Raw genomic sequence first — 20,474 nt, forward strand, 5'->3', positions numbered from 1 at the left:
CGCCTCAGCTCTGGGACGCGGCTTTGGGCAGGATGTCGTTGGCGACCATTTCACCGAACGGACTCACATAGCCCTGGCTTTTCGGCAGCTCAGGGCGCTCCACGTCCAGGTGCGGGAACAACAGTTCCGCCACGCGATAGGACTCTTCCAGGTGTGGATAACCGGAGAAGATAAAGGTGTCGATGCCCAGGTCGGCGTACTCCTTGACCCGCGCCGCCACGGTCGGGCCATCGCCCACCAGCGCCGTACCGGCACCGCCGCGAACCAGACCGACACCGGCCCAGAGGTTGGGGCTGACTTCCAGCTTGTCGCGACGGCCACCGTGCAGGGCGGCCATGCGTTGCTGGCCCACCGAATCGAAGCGCGCCAGGGAGGCCTGGGCACGGGCGATAGTGTCGTCGTCCAGGTGGGAGATCAGCCGGTCGGCCGCCTGCCAGGCTTCGGCGTTGGTTTCCCGCACGATCACATGCAGGCGAATACCGAAGCGCACGGTACGGCCCAGTTTCGCTGCCTTGGCCCGTACCTGGGCGATTTTTTCCGCCACGGCCGCGGGCGGCTCGCCCCAAGTCAGTACCATTTCCACTTGCTCGGCCGCCAGGTCCTGAGCGGCTTCCGACGAGCCGCCGAAATACAGCGGCGGACGCGGTTGCTGGATCGGCGGATAGAGCAGCTTGGCGCCCTTCACACTGATGTGCTCGCCGTCGTAATCCACGGTCTCGCCTTCCAGCACCCGGCGCCAGATGCGGGTGAACTCCACTGAGGCCTGGTAGCGTTGCTCGTGGTCGAGGAACAGGCCATCGCCGGCCAGTTCGTCCGGGTCACCGCCGGTCACCAGGTTGAACAACGCCCGCCCGCCGGACAACCGGTCGAGGGTCGCGGCCTGACGCGCCGCCACCGTCGGGGAAATGATCCCGGGGCGCAGGGCCACGAGGAATTTCAGGCGCTGGGTCACGGGAATCAACGAAGCGGCCACCAGCCAGGAGTCCTCGCAGGAACGCCCGGTGGGGATCAGCACCCCGCCGAAGCCCAGTCGATCCGCCGCTTGGGCGACCTGCTGCAGGTAACCGTGATCGACGGCGCGGGCGCCTTCGGCAGTGCCAAGGTAATGGCCGTCGCCGTGGGTAGGCAGGAACCAGAAGATATTGAGGCTCATGGAGTGGTCTCCTAAAGGAATCGAATTACTGCGCGTTCGCGACGGCCGCCGGCGGCGTCCAGATCACGTCCTTGATGCTCAAGGGCTTGGGAATCAATTTGAGCTGGTAGAAGCTGTCGGCGATTTTCTGTTGTGCCGCCACCACTTCCGGCGTGAGGAACAGCGCCCCGTAGCCTTGGCGTTTCACCGACGTCAGGGTGATGTCCGCCGGCAGGCCCAGCAGCGGCGAGACCTGCTTGGTCACGTCTTCAGGGTTGGCCTTGGACCACTCGCCGACTGCGCGCACTTCCTCCACCAGGGTCGTGATGACCTGCGGGTGCTTCTGCGCATAGGGTTTGGTGGCGAGGTAGAACTGGTGGTTGTCGACGATGCCCTTGCCGTCACGCAGGGTGCGTGCCTGCAACTGTTGCTCGGCGGCAGCCTGGTACGGGTCCCAGATCACCCAGGCGTCCACGCTGCCCCGTTCGAACGCGGCACGGGCGTCGGCCGGCGGCAGGAACACAGTCTGGATATCGGAATACTTGAGGCCGGCGTCTTCCAGCGCCCGCACCAGCAGGTAGTGGACGTTGGAGCCTTTGTTCAGCGCGACTTTCTTGCCCTTCAGGTCTTGCACCGACTGGATGGCCGACCCCTTGGGCACGAGGATGGCTTCGCTGGTGGGTGCCGGTGGTTCGTAGGCGACATAGAGCAGATCGGCGCCCGCGGCCTGGGCAAACACCGGCGGGGTTTCACCGGTCACGCCAAAGTCGATGGAACCGACGTTCAAGCCTTCCAGCAGCTGCGGGCCGCCGGGGAACTCGGTCCATTGCACGTCCACGCCTTGGGCGGCGAGGCGCTTCTCCAACGACCCCTTGGCCTTGAGCAGCACCAGCGTGCCGTATTTCTGATAACCGATCCGCAAGGTCTCGGCTTGAGCTTGAGCGATGACGCCGAGGGACACAGCCGCAGCAAACAGAGCGACCAGCCCGCGACGCAAAATGACAGTGCGCATGGCGCCTCTCCTTTCTGCTGTGGGGTTTTGGCTGCACCTGCTGGGCCGTTGGCGGCTGAGTAAGGTGAGTTGAATCAGGGTGTTCGGGGTTCAAATGCTCCAGCGAGCACTCAGCAAACGTTCGTTCAATACATTGGGGTCCAGCGGCCTGGGCCGACGGGCCATGGCACTGAAAAACTGTTCCAGCGCCTCATTCAGGCGCTGTTGCAGGGCCGGCGTCAATTGCGCCTGGGCGCTGCCCTCGCCGTAAGCGATCTGGCTGTCTTCGGCAAAGATCCCGTGGAGCATTTCCTGGGCCTTGAGCGCTGACAACACCGGCTTGAGGGCGTAGTCCACCGCCAGCATGTGGGCGATGCTGCCGCCGGTTGCCATCGGCAACACCACTTTATGGGCCAGGGCGCGCTCAGGCAGCAGGTCCAACACAGTCTTCAGTGCGCCGGAAAAAGACGCCTTGTACACCGGCGTGGCGATCAACAGGCCATCAGCGTTTTCGATCTGCTGGAGCAGGTCCACCACCTTCGGGCTGTCGAAACGGGCATGGAGCAGATCTTCGGCCGGGAAGTCGCGTACCTGATAACTCACCACTTCCACACCTTGCTGCTGCAACCAGCGTTGCGAACGTTCCAGCAGCACCCCTGAGCGGGAGCGTTGGCTGGGACTGCCACCGAGTGAGACGACCAACATGCCTACCCTTCCTTAACTGTCACGTGCGATTCGCGGCGGGCGATCTCGCTGCATGGGTCAAACCATAACAGGGGATTCATATATCTTTAAATCATATTTATTCATTTGGTTATGCAATCTAGATATATTCAATATCCTTTCCCTGCCGCAATAAAAAAAGGCCGTCGAAACGGCCAAAACCCTTGGTGCACAGAAAGACCAACCTGTGGGAGCGAGCTTGCTCGCGATAGCGGTGGATCAGCCGACATTGACGCTGGCAGATCCGACGTCATCGCGAGCAAGCTCGCTCCCACAGGTTCGGATCAGGTGTTGCGTCAGCGATTGGGTTGCGGGGTGAGGCGCAGGTAGGGCTTCACGGCGCGGTAACCCTTGGGAAAGCGCTGCTTGAGTTCCTCTTCATCCTTGAGCGACGGCACGATCACCACTTCATCACCGTCCTGCCAGTTGGCCGGGGTGGCGACTTTGTAGTTGTCGGTCAGCTGCAGGGAATCGATCACCCGCAGGATCTCGTTGAAATTGCGCCCAGTGCTGGCCGGGTAGGTGATGGTCAGGCGAATCTTCTTGTTCGGGTCGATCACAAACAGTGAGCGCACGGTCAAGGTGTCGCTGGCATTGGGGTGGATCAGGTCGTACAGGTCCGACACCTTGCGGTCGGCATCGGCCAGGATCGGAAAATTGACCACGGCGTTCTGAGTCTCGTTGATGTCCTCGATCCACTTGTGGTGCGAGTCCACCGGGTCCACCGAAAGGGCAATGGCCTTGACCCCGCGCTGGGCGAACTCGTCCTTGAGCTTGGCGGTGAGGCCCAACTCAGTGGTGCATACCGGTGTGAAGTCCGCCGGGTGGGAAAACAGCACACCCCAACTGTCGCCGAGCCATTCGTGGAAGCGAATCTTGCCGGCGCTGGAATCCTGCTCGAAGTCGGGGGCGATGTCGCCAAGTCTGAGGCTCATGGTGCGGCTCCTGGATGAGGTTGTCGTGAGCCCAACTTTGCACCGGTTTCGATTGATTTAAAAAGAATAAATATCCATTTATCTAGATCATTAGTGAATATAAAAAACTGTTCACTGGCGCCATTCCGCCTACCGGCCCAAGATCGGCATCGAGGTTCGAGAAGGCCTCGAGTTGCTGAAAGAGGAGAAGTTTCGAGGAAGGCTACAGGGGTGGGCCCGACTCGAAAAACGTAAAGCCCCGCCCGGCGTGATGTCGGGCGGGGCTTTTTTTGTTTTGTACCCACACTACGGAAATTATTGACGCGATTTCAGGACGAGCGGCTAGGATAGGCAACATGAACACTCAAGCCTTGTTGACTCATCTGCAAAACCAACTCCCTGGTCTGCTGGCGGTTTACCTCTTTGGTAGCCATGCACAGGGCACCGCCGGGCCTGACAGTGATGTCGATTTGGCTGTGCTCTTGTCCGGCGAGGTTGACCCTGTGTCGTTATGGCAGCTTTCAGGGGATTTGGCGGATATCGCTGGCAGTCCGGTGGATCTGATTGACCTACGTGCGGCAACCACCGTCATGCAATATCAGATCGTGACCCGAGGCCAGAGACTCTGGGCCAGAGACGTACAGGCCGGGTTGTTCGAAAGTTTTGTTCTCAGCGAGAAAACAGCCTTCGACGAAGCTCGAGCAGGCTTGCTCAAGGATATTCAGGAAGAAGGCATCGTGTATGGCCGATGATGTACTGATCAATAAAGCAGCGAGTATCGAGCGTTGCGTCGCCAGGGTACGGGAGGAATATGAGAAGAATCCCGCTACGTTTGCCACCGACTTCACTCGCCAGGATTCGGCAGTTCTGAACATCCAGCGTGCATGTGAAGCGGCACTGGATATGGGCCAGCATTTGATTCGCCGTGAGCGACTGGGCGTCCCACAAAGTGCCCGGGACGTGTTCGAGTTGCTTTTTCAAGGGGGCTGGGCGGAGGAAGGCCTGGTTAAAAACCTGAAGAACATGGTTGGCTTCAGGAACATCGCCGTGCATGACTACCAAGCCCTGCAATTGCCGATCATGGTCGCAATCATTACCGGCCATCTGGACGATTTCCTGGCATTCAGTGCGTTCGTCCTGCGTAAGGACGCGAGGGAGTCGGCGTCATAGCGCTGGGGCGTCGAGGCAGAAGGAGTAAGGGATAGAGCTTGCTACCTGCCGCCGAAAACGCAAAAGCCCCGCCCGGCGTGATGCCGGGCGGGGCTTTTTTGCCGCCGAATTACAGAATCGGCAGCGTGTAGCTCACGATCAGGCGGTTTTCGTCCTGGTTACGCTGGTTGGCCACTTCGGAGCGCAGCGAAGCGTTCCTCCACGCCAGGCCCAGGCCTTTGAACTTGCCATCCGGAACAACGTAACCGAGCGTGAAGTCACGTTCCCACTCGCTCTTATCACCGGTAGCAGTAGCAATGTTGTCGCCCTTCAGGTAGATGACCGAAGTCGTCAAGCCTGGCACGCCAACAGTTGCAAAGTCATAGGCGTACTGAGCCAGCCAGGTACGCTCGCCAGCCCGCTGGAACTTGCCAATCTGAACGTCAGTGATCAGGTAGGCGGATGCTCCGTCACCCTGGTTCAGGAATGGGAAGTCGCTGGTGCCATTCACACGCTGATAACCGGCGCTGAGCGCATGGCCTTGCAGGCTATACGTGAATTTTGCACTCCAGGTACGGTTGTCTACTTCACCACCGTTGTTCTGGAAGCCAGAAGCGCGATACCCCGCCAGACGACCTTCCTGACTGGCGTTCTTGCCATCGGAATCACTGTTGAAGTAACGCAAGTCGGATTTCAGGCTACCCACTGGCAACGCCAGGTTGTGGACCAGACCCAGGAAGTGCTGGGTGTAGAAGTCTTCCAGGTTGCCGTAGTAGTACTGAGCGGTCAGATCCTTGGTGAGCTTGTAGTCACCACCAGCATAGTAGAACTCGTTGCTGCGCTGGTTGCTGGTGGCGGTGGTCGTTGCGCCGTTGGAACCTGCAATGGTCAGCGAATCGTTGTTAGTCGAGTTACGACCTTTGGCATGCTCCAACTTACCGCCAACCAGGGTCAGGTTATCGATATCGTTGGAGGTGATCTGACCACCCTCAAACGTTTGTGGCAGCAGACGACCATCGTTGAAGGTCACAACAGGCAGCTTCGGCTGCAGGGTGCCCAGACGCAGTTCAGTCTTGGAAACCTTGACCTTTGCGGTCAGGCCCAGGCTGCCGAAATCGTCGACCGCACGGCCATCGCTTTCGCTAGGGAAAACGGTGCCACCCTTGTTGTTGGTAGCGTTGTAGGCGGTCCCTTTGCCAGAGTCCAGCTTCACACCCAGCAGGCCAATGGCATCGACGCCGAAACCGACGGTGCCTTGAGTGTAGCCGGAAGTGAAGTTGAAAATGAAACCCTGACCCCACTCTTCCTGCTTGGAAGGATTGGCAGCGCCATCACGGTTATCCGTGTTGATGTAGAAGTTACGCAGACCCAAGGTAGCCTTGCTGTCTTCGATAAAACCGGCGGCGCCTGCCTGCTGCGCCAAAACCCCAACGGCCACAGCCAGGGCCAAGGTGGACTTGTTCATGCTTCGCTCCTCTCGTTTTCTAATTCTTGTGTGTCTTTGGTTCCGGATCGAACGCCCGGAATCCGCGGATGCGCGATTAGCGCCAGACCGTGACTGACAAGTCAATCGTAACCATTTGTGACTACGACCAAGGTCTAACCCCGCTACACCGGCCCGCAGAATAATGGATTCTCTATAAATCCAAAAAGAATTGTTTCGTTAGTTTTCAGCTCGTTTCGACATATGGTTGCCAGCAAAGCGTCATCAAGCCGTGGAAAGGCTTATCGGCGATAGCGAGGATTACTGAATGGTGTTTTATCGGGCTTTTTGCGAGGTCCGCTCATCCTGCGGCGAAATAGGCTCCGGCGCCTCCAATGGCTTCGATCCTGATCACGACGGCTCGCGCACGGTGCGATCTTGAGCGTTCCAGACTAGCTGCTCATTGTCTGAAATCAAGATCGCGGTCGCGCAAGGGTTCAGGACGGCTCTACAGGGCTTTTTCGAAGATCTTCGAATTACGCTGATAGTTGTAGAGCGACGCCCGCGCTGCCGGCAGACGGTCGACGCTGCTGGGCTCGAAACCACGTTCGCGGAACCAGTGGGCGGTCCGGGTCGTCAGTACGAACAGCGTCTTGAGCCCTTGGGCGCGGGCCCGGGTTTCGATTCGTTCCAGCAGTTCATCGCCCCGGCCACCGTGCCGATATTCCGGGTTCACCGCCAGGCAGGCCAGTTCCCCGGCATCCGAGTCGGCGATCTGGTACAGCGCCGCGCAGGCGATGATCATGCCTTCGCGCTCGACCACGCTGAACTGCTCGATCTCGCGTTCCAGCACTTCGCGGGAGCGACGCACCAGAATCCCCTGCTCTTCCAGTGGGCTGATCAGGTCCAGCAGGCCGCCGACATCTTCGATGGCCGCTTCACGTACCACCTCGAATTGCTCCTGGGCCACCAGCGTACCGCTGCCATCGCGGGTGAACAGTTCAGCCAGCAGCGCGCCATCCTCGGCATAGCTGACGATATGGCTGCGTGCGACGCCGCCACGACAGGCCTGGGCCGCCGCATCCAGCAGTTCGGCCTGATAGTCGCTGCCCAGGCGTTGCATGTGGCCCGGGACCTGTTGCGGGCGCAACTCCCGAACCAGCCGTCCGTCCTCGCCGATAAGCCCTTGCTCGGCGCCGAACAGCAACAGCTTGTCGGCCGCCAGGTCGATGGCCGCCCGGGTGGCGACGTCTTCACAGGCCAGGTTGAAGATCTCTCCCGTGGGCGAATAACCCAGCGGCGACAGCAACACAATGGAGCGTTCGTCCAGCAGGCGGTTGATGCCCTTGCGATCGACCCGGCGCACTTCACCGGTGTGGTGATAATCCACGCCTTCGAGCACGCCGATAGGACGCGCGGTGACCAGGTTGCCGCTGGCGACCCGCAGCCGCGAGCCCTGCATGGGCGAGGAGGCCATGTCCATGGACAGGCGTGCCTCGATGGCGATGCGCAACTGGCCGACCGCGTCGATCACGCACTCCAGGGTCGCCGCATCGGTGATGCGCATGCCGTGGTGGTAATGGGGCGTCAGGCCCCGTGCCGCGAGACGGGTCTCGATCTGCGGGCGCGAACCATGGACCAGCACCAGGCGCACGCCGAGGCTGTGCAGCAGCACCAGGTCATGGACGATGTTGCCGAAATTGGGGTGTTCCACCCCGTCGCCGGGCAGCATGACGATAAAGGTGCAATCGCGGTGGGCGTTGATGTAGGGCGAAGCGTGACGAAGCCAATTGACGTATTCGGGCATGAACCTGGACCTGTAATAAATAACAGCCAAAAAAAGACGAAACAGAACGCACAACGGGCTGGTGGTTATCGTCGGAACAGGCTTGGCGACACGCGCGCTCTCCTCATGTGATGAATACGGCCCCGCAAGGGCGCAATTTAACCGGCCGTGGCCGGCGTCAGGCAGTAATGGCCGATCAACTGCCGCAACAGCTGTACGGTAGGTTGCAAACGTGACATTTCAAGGTACTCGCCCGGTTGGTGGGCACAGGCGATATCGCCAGGACCGAGCACCAGGGTTTCGCAGCCAAGGCGCTGAAGATAAGGCGCTTCGGTGCCGAACGCCACTGCTTCGGCGCGATGGCCGGTCAGTCGTTCGGCCACGCGGACCAACTCGGCGTCCTCGGCCTGCTCGAACGGCGGCACTTCGGGGAACAGCGGCGCATAGTCGATCTTGACCTGGTGTCGCTCGGCAATCGGCTCGAGCTTCTGCCGGATCGCCGCCCGCAGCACTTGCGGGTCCATGCCCGGTAACGGCCGCAGGTCGAATTCCATGGAGCACTGGCCGCAGATCCGGTTGGGATTGTCGCCACCGTGGATGCAACCGAAGTTCAGGGTCGGTTGTGGCACGCTGAACTGCGGATTACGGAATTCACGCTGCCATTGCAGGCGCAGGCCACGCAATTCGCCCATGGCATCGTGCATGGCTTCCAGGGCGCTGCGGCCCAGGCTTGGGTCGGAGGAATGGCCGCTGCGCCCGAGAATATCGATGCGTTCCATCATCACGCCCTTGTGCAGGCGAATCGGTCGCAGGCCGGTCGGCTCGCCGATCACTGCCGCGCGCCCCAACGGTCGGCCGGCATCGGCCAGGGCCCGGGCGCCGGCCATGGAGCTTTCTTCGTCACAGGTCGCGAGGATCAGCAGCGGTTGCTTGAACGGTTGGTCCAGCAGCGGCTTGACCGCTTCGATGGCCAAGGCGAAAAAACCCTTCATGTCGCAACTGCCCAGGCCCACCCAACGGCCATCGACCTCGGTGAGCTTCAATGGATCGGTCTGCCATAACGCACCGTCGAACGGCACCGTGTCGCTGTGGCCCGCCAACACCAGGCCGCCGGGACCACTGCCGAAACTGGCCAGCAAATTGAATTTGCCGGGGCTGACCTGCTGGACATCGCAGGAGAACCCCAGCTCGGTGAGCCAGCCTGCCAGCAGCTCGATCACGGCACTGTTGGACTGGTCGAGCCCAGGTTGGGTACAGCTGACCGAAGGCGTGGCGATCAGGGCAGCGAATTGATCTTTCATGGACGGCAAAGGCATCGCTGACTCCAGGCTTACAGATTGATGTCCATCATAGAACCATCCGGCGCAAGGAATAAACCGTCGCGGCGCGTAGGATGATCGAGTCCTGTACACTGCACGGCCTTGGCAGCCACACCTTCCCCCGGCTGCGCACCCGATCCCTGGATTTTCCGGCCATGCAGAAAGAAACCGAAATCAAACTCCGCGTCAGCCGCGAGACCCTGGCAGCCTTGCGCGAGCATCCGCTGCTGAAAAAACGCAACAAGAGTGGCTGGGAACGCCACGAATTGATGAACCAGTATTTCGACACGCCAGAACGCGACCTGGCCCGGGCCAAGGTCGCCCTGCGCCTGCGCCGCGACGGCGAAGAGGTGATCCAGACCCTCAAGACCCGTGGCCAGAGCGTCGCCGGCCTGTCCGAACGCAACGAATACGACTGGCACCTGCCCAAGGCCAAGCTCGACCTGAAGAAGCTCGACGGCGAGTGCTGGCCCGAGGCCCTGGCCGAACTGGACAAAAAAACCCTCAAGGCCATCTTCACCACCGATTTCGTCCGCGAACGCGCTGAAATCGCCTGGGGCCGTGGCAAAAGCAAGGTGGTCATCGAAGCCGCCCTGGACCTGGGCCACGTCGTGGTGGGCAAGCAGAAGGAAGAAATCTGCGAACTGGAGCTGGAATTGCGCGAAGGCGAGCCCGCCGCCCTGCTGGAACTGGCCGCCGAGCTGGCCGCGACCCTGCCCTTGATGCCGTGCGACATCAGCAAGGCCGAGCGTGGCTATCGCCTGTATGACGCGGGCAGCTATGCCTTGAGCCTGCCGGCCCCGCAGTTGACCGCCGAAACGCCGCTGGATGACGCCTTCGCCGCGCTGAGCTGGCATTTGCTCGGCAGCAGCCAGCGCCTGGCTGAACAATACCGTTTCAACGGCCACTGGCGCCTGCTGCAGGACTGGGTGGAAAACCTCGCCGAACTGCGTGCCCTGCTCAGCAGCCTCGGCCAGGCCGCGCCACGCCAATCGACCCACGACCTGCGCCTGGCCCTGGACGCGTTGCTGGAAGACTGGCGTCCGCTGGTCCAGGCCGGCCTGGACGATGAAGACGTGCGCAAGGCCGCGCCGGAACAGTTCCTTGAAGAGCTGCAAGACCCGCGCTGGGGCCTGTTTTCCCTCAACACTTCACGCTGGCTGATGGCCCACAGCTGGGCCGCCGAGCGCAACACCCGTGGTAATCGCCAGGGCGCGGCACAACTGGGCAGCTGGCTGCCACGTCTGTTGGGGGAAGAATCCTCGTCCCTGCAATTGCAACGCTATCAGCAGCAGCCGGAAGACCTCGCCGAGCAACTGCCGCGTATCGAACGCATCCAGGCCTGGCTGCACCACGCCCGTCATGTGCTGGAGATCCCGGAAATGGATCGCCTTTATGGTGAGCTGAACAAGCTGGCGCAACTGGCCAACCAACCCATCACCGACGAAACCCTGGATGCACGCAAGCAGCAGGCGATTGCGGTGTACCAGAATCGGGCTTGGAAGACTTTGCTGCGCCTGTGATGCCGCCATCGCGAGCAAGCTCGCTCCCACAGGGGTTCAGCGTTGTAACCACATCTAGTGGCCGCTGAAGATCAACTGTGGGAGCGAGCTTGCTCGCGATGAGGCCAGCACAAACACCCTGGAAACAAGCTTCAGCGCACCACCGGCAAACTCGTCGTCGACTTGATCTCCGACAGCGCCACGATCGAATTCACTTCCTGGATCCCCGGCACCATCGACAGCTTTTCGAAAAAGAATCGCTCATACGCCTCGATGTCCGCCGTGACGATGCGCAGCAGAAAATCCACCGCCCCCATCAACACATAACACTCCAGCACTTCGGGAAAGCCGCGAATCGCCTCGGTGAACTCGGTGAAGTTCGAACGGCCATGGGCGTTGAGTTTCACTTCGGCGAAGATCTGCGTGTTCAGGCCGATTTTCTTGCGATCCAGCAACGTCACCTGAGCACGGATGATGCCCTCCTCCTTCATCCGCTGGATCCGCCGCCAGCACGGCGATTGAGACAAGCCGACCTGCTCGGCGATTTGCGCACTGGACAGCGAGGCATCCTCTTGCAGCAGCGCCAGTATCCGGCGGTCGTAGCCATCCAGCTCGCTTTGCATAAACAAACCCATAAATAATGATTTGGAGAATCAAGCGATTCGAAAAATCGCTAGAACCACTCATCTTAGATAAGAAATACCCCGCGACACATGTAAATATTTCTCCCGAATCCCAGGAGACCACCCATGCCCCCACTCGAAGCCGTTGCCACAACCACGACCCGCGCGGACGTCTGGCACGCCGCCAATGCCCATTGCCGAGTGCAGTACCAGATGCTGGCCGAGGCCGAGCCGGACCTGTTGTGCCGGGCGTTGAACCTGTTTGCCTTGCAGGGCCTGACGCCACGGCACGTGCGCGTCGAGCGCCTCGACGATCTGCTGTCGCTGGACATCGGCCTGGATGGGCTGAGTTGGCACCGAGCCCAGGTGATCGCTGAAAAACTACGTAACCTGATCGGCATGTGCTCGGTGGACCTGCAAAGCGCTGAATTTACGAGGGTTGAGCCGACCCAGGCGGCCGGCTGAGCGCCCCACGGGCAAGACCTGGTAACGCATTGGTCGGGTAGTGGCCCAACGGACCACTGGGTCGGGACTATTCTTTTGCAGACCGAGCGAGGACGCCGAAGCGTCTGTATCGCGGCTTTGCTGCAATTGTCCAATAGGAACCCGCATGTCCACCAAACACGCCACTCAGGACCGCTGGCTGGACCTCAATGATCTGCTGCGCCAACTGGTCACCCAGGGCTTCATCAGCCAGGATTCAGCCGAAACCGCGCTCAACGCCCGCCGACGCCACAGCGCCAATAGCCAGCTACATCCGCTGGAGTTCATTGCCAACCAACACCTGGACGACCTCAGTCGACCCGGCAAGCGCCTGGACCTGGAGAACCTGACCCTGTGGTTGTCCCAGCAGGCCGGCCAACCCTACATGCGCATCGACCCGCTGAAAATCAACGTAGCGGCCGTGACGCCCTTGATGTCCTATGCCTTTGCCCAGCGCCACAAGATCCTCGCAGTAGCCGTCGATCGTGACGCCGTCACCGTTGCCAGCGCACAACCCTACGTCAGCAGCTGGGAAGCCGACCTGACCCACGTGCTCAAGCTGCCGATCAAGCGGGTGGTCGCCAACCCGGTGGATATCCAGCGCTTGAGCGTGGAGTTCTATCGCCTGGCCAAATCGGTCAGCGGCGCCACCACGACCGACCAGCAACCGAGCAACCTGAGCAATTTCGAACAGTTGCTCAACCTGGGGGCCAGTGACCAGGAACCGGACGCCAACGACGCTCACATCGTCAATATCGTCGACTGGTTGTTCCAATACGCCTTCCAGCAGCGGGCCAGCGATATCCACATCGAACCGCGCCGCGAGCAGGGCACCGTAAGGTTTCGCATCGACGGGGTGCTGCACACCGTCTATCAGTTTCCGCCGCAGGTCACGATGGCGATCGTCAGCCGCCTCAAGAGCCTGGGGCGGATGAACGTCGCGGAAAAACGCAAACCCCAGGACGGCCGGGTCAAGACCAAGACCCCGGACGGCGGCGAAGTGGAATTGCGCCTGTCGACCTTGCCCACGGCGTTCGGCGAAAAAATGGTCATGCGGATCTTCGACCCGGAAGTGCTGCTCAAGGATTTCGACCAGCTCGGTTTCTCCGCCGATGACCTGCGCCGCTGGCAGGACATGACCCGCCAGCCCAATGGCATCATCCTGGTGACCGGGCCTACCGGTTCCGGCAAGACCACCACCCTCTACACCACGCTCAAGAAACTGGCGACGCCGGAAGTGAACCTCTGCACCATCGAGGACCCGATTGAAATGGTCGAGGCGTCCTTCAACCAGATGCAGGTCCAGCACAACATCGACCTGACCTTCGCCGCCGGGGTACGGGCACTGATGCGGCAAGACCCGGACATCATCATGATCGGTGAGATCCGTGACCTGGAAACCGCTGAAATGGCGATCCAGGCGGCGCTGACCGGGCACCTGGTGCTGTCGACGCTGCACACCAACGACGCGCCGAGCGCCATCAGCCGCCTGCTGGAGCTGGGTGTGCCCCATTACCTGATCAAGGCCACCGTGCTCGGGGTCATGGCCCAACGGCTGGTGCGCACCCTGTGCCCGCAATGCAAGGCCCCGCTGGCCCTGGACGAAGACGACTGGCAGACCCTGACGCGGCCCTGGCAGGCACCGTTGCCGAGCAATGCCCAACAGGCCGTCGGCTGCCTGGAATGCCGCGACACCGGTTACCGCGGCCGCGCCGGTGTCTACGAAATCATGCAACTGACCGACAGCATCAAGGCCTTGATCCACCCCGACACCGACCTGCTGGCGGTGCGCCGCCAGGCCTTCAAGGAAGGCATGCGCAGCCTGAGGCTGTCGGGGGCGCAAAAGGTGGCGGCGGGCTTGACCACCGTTGAGGAAGTCCTGCGCGTGACACCGCAGAGCGAACAGAAGTAGCTGTGGGAGCAAGGCTTGCCCGCGATGAAAATGACGCGGTCTCCCGGGGAGGCAAGGCGCCTGCATCGCGAGCAAGCTTTGCTCCCACAGAGTTTGCTCCCACAGAGTGAGGATAATGGCCGCTTGCCCTACACTCAGGGCTCGCAGGTCCATCTCAACTCGCACAGGGAACCGTCATGCAGATCGGTAGCGTACTTTTACTTTTCATCGGCCTGGTGGTCGCCATTCTCTTCATGGGCTTCAAGGTCGTGCCCCAGGGCTACCAATGGACTGTCGAGCGGTTCGGCCGCTACACCAACACCCTCAAGCCGGGCCTGAACATCATCATCCCGGTGATGGATCGCATCGGGCGCAAGATCAATGTCATGGAAAGCGTGCTGGACATCCCGCCCCAGGAAGTCATCACCGCCGACAACGCCACGGTACAGATCGACGCCGTGTGCTTCTTCCAGGTGGTCAATACGGCCCAGGCGGCCTACGAGGTGAATAACCTCGAGCACGCCATCCGCAACCTGCTGCAAACCAATATCCGCACCGTGCTGGGATCCATGGAGCTGGACGCGATGCTGAGCCAGCGCGACGGCATCAACGAAAAACTGCTGCGCACCGTCGATGAAGCCACGGCGCCGTGGGGCATCAAGATCACCCGGATCGAGATCAAGGACATCAGCCCCCCGGCGGACCTGATGGCCGCCATGTCCGGGCAAATGAAAGCCGAACGTATCAAGCGTGCCCAGATCCTCGAAGCCGAGGGCCTGCGCGCATCGGCGATTCTCACCGCCGAAGGCAAGAAGCAGGCACAGATCCTCGAGGCCGAGGGCAGCCGCCAGGCGGCGTTCCTGGAATCCGAGGCCCGCGAGCGTCAGGCGCAAGCCGAAGCGTTGGCCACCCAGGTGGTGTCCCAGGCCATTGCCGACGGTAACGTCCAGGCCGTGAACTACTTCGTCGCACAGAAATACATCGATGCACTGGGCAAACTGGCGTCGGCCAACAACAGCAAGGTGATCCTGATGCCGCTGGAAGCCAGCCAGGTCATCGGTGCGGTCGGTGGCATCGGCGAGATCGTCAGGGCCACCTTCGACAGCAAGAAAGCCTGAGGCGCGCGTATGTGGGGGTTCCTGCAACACATGTCGTACTGGGACTGGCTGGCGCTGGGCGTCATCCTGCTGATCCTTGAAGTGTTCGGCGCCGGTGGTTACCTGCTGTGGATCGGCATGGCCGCCGCGGCAGTCGGCGTGCTCACGTTCTTCCTGCCGCAGATGCCGTGGGAACTGCAATTCCTGTTGTTCGGCCTGTTCGCCATCGCCACGGCACTGTACTGGTGGCGACGCCAGCGCAGTGCTGTGCGCCAAAGCGATCAGCCGCACCTGAACCTGCGCGGGCAGGAACTGATCGGCAAGGTCTTCCTGGTGCATGAAGCGATTGTCGATGGCCGCGGCAAGATCAAGGTGGCCGACAGTGTCTGGCTGGCCAAGGGGCCCGAATCGCCCGTTGGCACGCGGGTCAGGGTGGTGGCGCAGGAGGGCGCGGTGCTGCAGGTGGAACGGGCTGACTGACAAGTCATGGAACTGAATCGAGACGCAGGTAATCCAACGTCATAGTTAACCCAGTGGAGTCACCTATCATGCGTCTCAAACTTGCTGTCGCTACCCTAGCCTTGCTGTCTCTTCCTGTTGGCTCGGCAATGGCCGACACGTTTTGGCGTAACGTCATCTCGTCCGGTGCGACCACCGGTTCCACCTACCTGACCTTCAAGGATCACAAACTGATCGTCGCCGCCCAGGACGACGCCGGCAGCTTCGTCGCCAGCGATGGCGGTATCCGTGGCCCTTACCTGGAAGCGGCGATGCAGAAAGTGCGTGCCGATAACCCAGGTCTGCAAGCCACCGACATGGAGCTGGCCAATGCGATCCTGGCGAAAAACGCCGTCGCCCAGGACTGATGCCCGGCCAATAAAAAATGCCGCTCGATGAGCGGCATTTTTTGCCCGGTAAAACCCCCAGGGCTATCCCAACCCCCTGTGGGAGCGAGCTTGCTCGCGATAGCGGAGTGTCAGCCCACATCAATGCCGCTGATCCACCGCTATCGCGAGCAAGCTCGCTCCCGCAGGTGCGGTCGTCCTTACTCGCCGATGGCAGCCTTGTAACCCGCCGCGTCCAGCAACTTGTCCAACTCAGCCGTGTTGCTTGGCTTGAGCTTGAAGATCCAGGCGCCGTACGGATCGGAGTTCAGCAGCTCAGGCGAACCGCTCAGTTCTTCATTGACTGCAATCACTTCACCTGCAATCGGGGAATAGATATCGGAAGCGGCCTTGACCGACTCCACCACGCCGGCCTGGGCGCCCGCCTCAAAGACCGTGCCGACCTCGGTCAGCTCGACAAAGACCACGTCGCCCAAGGCTTCCTGCGCATGATCACTGATGCCCACGGTAACGGAGCCGTCGGCCTCCAGACGCGCCCACTCATGGCTTTCGGCAAAACGCAGTTCGGCAGGGATATCACTCATATTCTGTGTCCTCAATAAAAAGTGTCAGCGGCCAGCGGCCCGCCGCAAAAGGTTAGATCAGGGTTTTGCCATGGCGGACGAAGGTCGGTTTGACCACCCGTACCGGGTACCACTTGCCGCGAATTTCTACCTCGGCACGGTCGGCGGTTGCCATCGGAACACGTGCCAGGGCGATCGACTTGCTAAGCGTAGGAGAAAAACTACCACTGGTGATCTCCCCTTCGCCAACATTGGCGATGCGAACCACCTGGTGGGCGCGCAAAACACCCCGTTCTTCCAGCACCAGTCCGACCAGTTTGTGCTGCACACCGCTGGCCAGCTCGGTCTCCAGCGCGCTGCGCCCGATGAACTGACGGCTCGCCGGTTCCCAGGCGATACTCCAGGCCATGTTCGAGGCCAGCGGGGAAACATCCTGGTGGATATCCTGGCCGTAGAGGTTCATGCCGGCCTCCAGGCGCAAGGTGTCGCGGGCGCCGAGGCCGATGGGCGAAATGCCAGCGCCGACCAGGTCGTTGAAGAAACTCGGGGCCTCCTGGGCGGGCAGGACGATTTCCAGGCCATCTTCGCCGGTGTAGCCGGTCCGGGCGATGAACCATTCGCCGTCGGCGCGCCCTTCGAAAGGCTTGAGTTGCTGGATGATTTGCCCACGGGATTGCGTGACCAGCTCGGCAATCTTCTGCCGGGCGTGGGGGCCCTGGATCGCCAGCATCGCCAGCTCGGGGCGCTCATGCAGTTGCGCGTCGTAGTCACCGAGTTGTGCCTGCATCCAGGCCAGGTCCTGATCGCGGGTCGAGGCGTTGAAGACCAGGCGATAACCGTCTTCGACACGGTAGATGATCATGTCGTCGACGATGCCGCCGCGCTCATTGAGCATCGCGCTGTACAAGGCACTGCCTGTGTCTTGCAAGCGGTCGACGTCATTGGCCAGCAAGCGCTGCAGCCAGACCTTGGCCTGGGGGCCGGCGACGTCGATCACGGTCATGTGGGATACATCGAACACACCGCAGTCGCGACGCACCTGATGGTGTTCTTCGACCTGCGAGCCGTAATGCAAAGGCATATCCCAACCGCCAAAATCGACCATCTTCGCGCCAAGGGCGAGATGAAGGTCATACAGAGGCGTACGCTGTCCCATGGGTTTCTCCTTCCGGGCTTGGCGAAGGTGCGGACGGACACTGCGTAGCGCGAACGTCTGAAAAAAGGAGTTTTCTGACGCTCTCAGTTGCCCGGTCCGACAGACGGACCGCACCGAATGCCGCGCATTGTAGCCGCATGAGGTAGGACTGGCACCTAGCTGTTTCGATGGGCCGAACGTCGTATCAATCCGATGACCGGCAACAGCCCCACCAATACCAACGTCAGCGCCGGTAACGCGGCCCGGGCCCACTCCCCTTCGCTGGTCATCTCGAAGATCCGCACCGCCAGCGTGTCCCAGCCGAACGGGCGCATCAGCAACGTCGCGGGCATTTCCTTGAGTACATCGACGAACACCAGCAACGCCGCGCTCAAGGTGCCGGGCAACAGCAACGGCAGATACACTTTGAAAAACAGTCGCGGGCCACTGACCCCAAGGCTGCGTGCCGCTTCGGGCAAGGACGGACGAATGCGCGCCAGGCTGCTCTCCAACGGCCCGTAGGCCACGGCCAGGAAACGCACCAGGTACGCCAGCAACAGCGCCGACAGGCTGCCCAGCAACAATGGCTTGCCTGCACCGCCGAGCCAGGTCGACAGCGGGATGACCAGCTCACGGTCCAGGTAGCTGAACGCAAGCATGATCGACACCGCCAGCACCGAACCGGGCAAGGCATACCCCAGGTTCGCCAGGCCGACGCCGGCACGAATCGGACGGGTCGGCGCCAGCCGCCGGGCGAACGCCAGCAGCAAGGCCACACAGACGGTGACCAGCGCCGCCAGGCCGCCCAGGTAGAGGGTATGGACAATCAGCCCGGCATAACGCTCATCCAGGTCGAAACGACCGCGTTGCCAGAACCACACCACCAACTGCAGCACCGGGATGACAAACGCGCAGGCAAATACCAGGAAGCACCAGCCACTGGCCGCCACGGCCTTGAGGCCGCGCAACGTGTACAACGCCTTGACCCGGGGCCGCTCGTTACTGGTCCGGTGAGCGCCGCGGGCCCGGCGTTCGCCGTAGAGCACCAGCATCACCGCCAGCAACAGCAGGCTGGCCAGTTGGGCAGCGCTGGAAAGGCTGAAGAAGCCGTACCAGGTCTTGTAGATGGCGGTGGTGAAGGTGTCGAAGTTGAACACCGACACCGCGCCGAAATCCGCCAGGGTTTCCATCAGCGCCAGCGCCACGCCCGCACCGATGGCTGGCCGGGCCATCGGCAGCGCCACGCGCCAGAACGCCTGCCACGGCGACTGCCCCAGCACCCGGGCAGCCTCCATCAAGCCCTTGCCCTGGGCCAGGAAGGCACTGCGCGCCAACAAATAGACATAAGGGTAAAAGACCAGCACCAGCACCAGGATCACCCCGCCGGTGGAACGAACCCGGGGCAGGCGCAGGCCGCTGCCGAACCATTCACGCATCAGCGTCTGCACCGGACCGGCGAAATCCAGCAGGCCAACGAAAACGAACGCCAACACATAGGCCGGAATCGCGAACGGCAGCATCAACGCCCAATCGAGCCAGCGACGTCCCGGGAATTCACACAGGCTGGTGAGCCAGGCGAGGCTGACACCCAGCAAGGTCACTCCGACACCCACGCCAATGATCAAGGTGAGGGTGTTGCCCAACAAGCGCGGCATCTGCGTATCCCACAAGTGGGACCAGATTTGCTGGTCGATGCTCTGCCAGGACAGCAGCAAGACACTCAAGGGCAACAGGACCAGCGCAGCGATGGCGAAGACCAGGGGGTACCAGCGGCGTTGGGCGGGGTGGGCCAAGGGGAGCTCTCGTTCAAATGATGATGCCCGCGCATTGGCGCGGGCATCTATTTTATAACCACCACAGGGAATCGTGTCTGGCTTGGGGTTAATTCCAGCCAGCGCGATCCATCATGCGAATGGCTTCGGCCTGGCGTTTACCCGCGACTTCCACCGGCAAGGTGTCGGCCTTGAACGCACCCCAGGCCGCCACTTCCTTGGACGGCTCGACCTTCGGGTTGGCCGGGAATTCCTGGTTCACGTCGGCGAAGATGCTTTGCGCTTCTGGTGTGGTCATCCACTCCACCAGTTTCTTGGCGGCATCCGGATGCGGCGCATGCTTGGTCAAGCCAATGCCCGAGAGGTTGATGTGCACGCCGCGATCAGCCTGGTTCGGCCAGAACAGCTTCACCTTCAGGTCCGGCTTCTGCTGGTGCAGGCGGCCATAGTAGTAGGTGTTGACGATACCGACATCGCACTGGCCAGCATTGATCGCTTCAAGCAATGCGGTGTCATCGGAGAACACGTCGGTGGACAAGTTCCTGACCCAGCCCTTGAGGATTTCCTCGGTTTTTTCCGCACCGTGGGTTTCGATCAGCGTGGCGGTCAGGGACTGGTTATAGACCTTTTTCGAGGTCCTCAGGCACAGACGGCCTTCCCACTCTTTGCCGGCCAGCGCTTCATAGGTGGTCAATTCGCCCGGTTTAACCCGGTCGGTGGAATAGACAATGGTCCGCGCCCGCAGGCTCAAGCCGGTCCAGGCGTGGGACGAGGCGCGGTATTGGGACGGGATGTTGGCGTCGATCACCGGGGAGGTGAACGGCTGGAGAATGCCCATCTGCTCGGCCTGCCAGAGGTTGCCGGCATCGACGGTGAGCAGCAGGTCGGCGGTGGCGTTCTCGCCTTCGGCCTTGATCCGCTGCATCAACGGCGCTTCCTTGTCGGTGATGAACTTCACCGAGACGCCGGTTTTCTGGGTGTAGGCATCGAAGACCGGCTTGATCAGTTCATCGATACGCGAGGAGTAGACCACCACCTCATCGGCGGCCTGGGCGGCAGTGGTGCCGATCAGGGTCAAGGCGAGGACGGACAGCAGGCGCTTGGTTGCCAACATGATAGCGGTCTC

The 20,474-nt window shown here is 61.4% G+C and carries 20 protein-coding genes; 8 read left to right on the forward strand and 12 right to left on the reverse strand.

The window, feature by feature from the left end; all coding sequences use genetic code 11:
- Positions 1-4: 4 nt before the first annotated feature.
- From ssuD to ACZ5M5_RS29145, 4 genes are all read right to left on the reverse strand, one after another.
- Positions 5-1,153, reverse strand: a complete 1,149-nt coding sequence (ssuD, locus tag ACZ5M5_RS29130; protein WP_060740150.1) for an FMNH2-dependent alkanesulfonate monooxygenase — start codon at positions 1,151-1,153, stop codon at positions 5-7.
- Positions 1,154-1,178: 25 nt separating this feature from the next.
- Entirely contained in the window at positions 1,179-2,144 is a 966-nt protein-coding gene (locus ACZ5M5_RS29135) for a sulfonate ABC transporter substrate-binding protein (protein ID WP_060740149.1), read from the reverse strand.
- A 90-nt stretch (positions 2,145-2,234) separates the two neighbouring features.
- Positions 2,235-2,828, reverse strand: a complete 594-nt coding sequence (ssuE, locus tag ACZ5M5_RS29140; RefSeq protein WP_060740148.1) for an NADPH-dependent FMN reductase — start codon at positions 2,826-2,828, stop codon at positions 2,235-2,237.
- Between the two features lie 314 nt (positions 2,829-3,142).
- Positions 3,143-3,781 carry a peroxiredoxin gene (locus ACZ5M5_RS29145; RefSeq protein WP_024617266.1) on the reverse strand — a complete coding sequence of 213 codons (639 nt, stop codon included), beginning with the start codon at positions 3,779-3,781 and terminating at the stop codon, positions 3,143-3,145.
- Positions 3,782-4,116: 335 nt separating this feature from the next.
- Here ACZ5M5_RS29145 and mntA point away from each other — a divergent pair, with 335 nt between their 5' ends.
- Positions 4,117-4,512, forward strand: a complete 396-nt coding sequence (gene mntA, locus ACZ5M5_RS29150) for a type VII toxin-antitoxin system MntA family adenylyltransferase antitoxin (protein WP_464738310.1) — start codon at positions 4,117-4,119, stop codon at positions 4,510-4,512.
- A complete protein-coding gene (hepT, locus tag ACZ5M5_RS29155; protein ID WP_454249064.1) occupies positions 4,502-4,930 on the forward strand; it encodes a type VII toxin-antitoxin system HepT family RNase toxin in 429 nt (142 codons plus the stop codon). The genes mntA and hepT overlap by 11 nt, the downstream gene beginning before the upstream one ends.
- 109 nt (positions 4,931-5,039) lie before the next feature.
- Here the strand turns inward: hepT and ACZ5M5_RS29160 are convergent, their stop codons facing one another.
- From ACZ5M5_RS29160 to argE, 3 genes are all read right to left on the reverse strand, one after another.
- A complete protein-coding gene (locus tag ACZ5M5_RS29160) occupies positions 5,040-6,374 on the reverse strand; it encodes an OprD family porin (protein WP_464738311.1) in 1,335 nt (444 codons plus the stop codon).
- 466 nt (positions 6,375-6,840) lie between these two features.
- Positions 6,841-8,139, reverse strand: a complete 1,299-nt coding sequence (gene argA, locus ACZ5M5_RS29165) for an amino-acid N-acetyltransferase (protein WP_053126389.1) — start codon at positions 8,137-8,139, stop codon at positions 6,841-6,843.
- A gap of 137 nt (positions 8,140-8,276) precedes the next feature.
- Entirely contained in the window at positions 8,277-9,434 is a 1,158-nt protein-coding gene (argE, locus tag ACZ5M5_RS29170; RefSeq protein ID WP_060740146.1) for an acetylornithine deacetylase, read from the reverse strand.
- Between the two features lie 158 nt (positions 9,435-9,592).
- On the opposite strand from argE, the gene ACZ5M5_RS29175 reads away from it, so the two are divergent.
- Complete coding sequence (locus tag ACZ5M5_RS29175; protein WP_464739472.1) at positions 9,593-10,960, forward strand: CYTH domain-containing protein; 1,368 nt, start codon at positions 9,593-9,595, stop codon at positions 10,958-10,960.
- 131 nt (positions 10,961-11,091) lie between these two features.
- Here ACZ5M5_RS29175 and ACZ5M5_RS29180 read toward each other — a convergent pair whose 3' ends face one another.
- Positions 11,092-11,562 carry an Lrp/AsnC family transcriptional regulator gene (locus ACZ5M5_RS29180; RefSeq protein ID WP_060743113.1) on the reverse strand — a complete coding sequence of 157 codons (471 nt, stop codon included), beginning with the start codon at positions 11,560-11,562 and terminating at the stop codon, positions 11,092-11,094.
- Between the two features lie 126 nt (positions 11,563-11,688).
- Here ACZ5M5_RS29180 and ACZ5M5_RS29185 point away from each other — a divergent pair, with 126 nt between their 5' ends.
- The 5 genes from ACZ5M5_RS29185 to ACZ5M5_RS29205 all read left to right on the forward strand — a co-directional run bounded on the left by ACZ5M5_RS29185 (position 11,689) and on the right by ACZ5M5_RS29205 (position 15,899).
- The gene (locus ACZ5M5_RS29185) at positions 11,689-12,027 is read left to right on the forward strand and encodes a hypothetical protein (protein ID WP_060740145.1); all 339 of its coding nucleotides are present in this window, start codon (positions 11,689-11,691) and stop codon (positions 12,025-12,027) included.
- Positions 12,028-12,172: 145 nt separating this feature from the next.
- The gene (gene tfpB / locus ACZ5M5_RS29190; protein ID WP_060740144.1) at positions 12,173-13,957 is read left to right on the forward strand and encodes a type IV pilus assembly ATPase TfpB; all 1,785 of its coding nucleotides are present in this window, start codon (positions 12,173-12,175) and stop codon (positions 13,955-13,957) included.
- 176 nt (positions 13,958-14,133) lie between these two features.
- Positions 14,134-15,054, forward strand: coding sequence for an SPFH domain-containing protein (locus tag ACZ5M5_RS29195; protein WP_014340768.1), 921 nt, complete (start codon positions 14,134-14,136; stop codon positions 15,052-15,054).
- Between the two features lie 9 nt (positions 15,055-15,063).
- Entirely contained in the window at positions 15,064-15,513 is a 450-nt protein-coding gene (locus ACZ5M5_RS29200) for an NfeD family protein (RefSeq protein WP_060740143.1), read from the forward strand.
- Positions 15,514-15,578: 65 nt separating this feature from the next.
- On the forward strand, positions 15,579-15,899 hold the full coding sequence (locus ACZ5M5_RS29205; RefSeq protein WP_170846005.1) for a DUF2388 domain-containing protein: 321 nt from the start codon (positions 15,579-15,581) through the stop codon (positions 15,897-15,899).
- 179 nt (positions 15,900-16,078) lie between these two features.
- On the opposite strand, the gene gcvH is transcribed toward ACZ5M5_RS29205, so the two are convergent.
- The 4 genes from gcvH to ACZ5M5_RS29225 form a co-directional block, all read right to left on the reverse strand.
- Entirely contained in the window at positions 16,079-16,462 is a 384-nt protein-coding gene (gene gcvH, locus ACZ5M5_RS29210; protein ID WP_060740141.1) for a glycine cleavage system protein GcvH, read from the reverse strand.
- A gap of 52 nt (positions 16,463-16,514) precedes the next feature.
- Positions 16,515-17,597, reverse strand: coding sequence for a glycine cleavage system aminomethyltransferase GcvT (gene gcvT / locus ACZ5M5_RS29215; RefSeq protein WP_060740140.1), 1,083 nt, complete (start codon positions 17,595-17,597; stop codon positions 16,515-16,517).
- 155 nt (positions 17,598-17,752) lie between these two features.
- Positions 17,753-19,369 (reverse strand): ABC transporter permease, encoded by a 1,617-nt coding sequence (locus tag ACZ5M5_RS29220; RefSeq protein ID WP_207284051.1) that lies wholly within the window; start codon positions 19,367-19,369, stop codon positions 17,753-17,755.
- An 88-nt stretch (positions 19,370-19,457) separates the two neighbouring features.
- Positions 19,458-20,462: an extracellular solute-binding protein gene (locus ACZ5M5_RS29225; RefSeq protein WP_207284050.1), complete on the reverse strand. Its 1,005-nt coding sequence runs from the start codon at positions 20,460-20,462 to the stop codon at positions 19,458-19,460.
- Positions 20,463-20,474: the final 12 nt, after the last annotated feature.

It is taken from the genome of Pseudomonas sp. Van50, from assembly GCF_055390755.1.